Origin of the sequence: Methylobacterium sp. 37f, assembly GCF_023093475.1 — a bacterium.
Lineage (GTDB): Bacteria > Pseudomonadota > Alphaproteobacteria > Rhizobiales > Beijerinckiaceae > Methylobacterium.
Genome location: NZ_JAGHKN010000114.1, coordinates 1 through 478, shown reverse-complemented (window position 1 = coordinate 478; position 478 = coordinate 1). Strand labels below are relative to the sequence as shown.

Genomic DNA, 478 nt, shown 5'->3' with positions numbered 1-478 from the left:
ATCGGGCATCAGGCCCGGTGTCTCTTCCCACTTGCCGGCGATGCCCTTGGCGGCCAGGTCGGTCGTTGCCACACGCGCGTGCGGGTTGGACGGGCCGGCCATGTTGCGCACTACGCTCGACAGATCGAAGCGCAGCACGCGTTCGTATTCGGCGTTCTTGAGCGTGTCGGACCACAGGCCCGCGGTCTTGGCATACGTCTCCACCAGCTTGACCTGTTCGTCGGTGCGGCCCGTGAGGCGCAGGTAGTCGAGCGTGTTGTCGTCAATCGAGAACATTGCCGCGGTGGCGCCGTACTCGGGGGCCATGTTGGAAATGGTGGCGCGGTCGCCCAGCGTCAGCTTGGAAGCGCCTTCGCCGTAAAACTCGAGGTAGGCGCCCACCACCTTCTGCTTGCGCAGGAATTCGGTCAGCGCCAGCACGATGTCGGTGGCGGTGATGCCGGGTTGGCGCTGGCCGGTCAGCTCCACGCCCACGATG

At 65.7% G+C, this 478-nt stretch carries 1 protein-coding gene; it reads right to left on the bottom strand.

Features of this window, described 5'->3' with window-relative positions; genetic code table 11:
- Positions 1–478 (bottom strand): aconitase family protein (locus J7U37_RS24880; protein WP_247637493.1); only part of this gene is annotated, 478 nt, incomplete at both ends.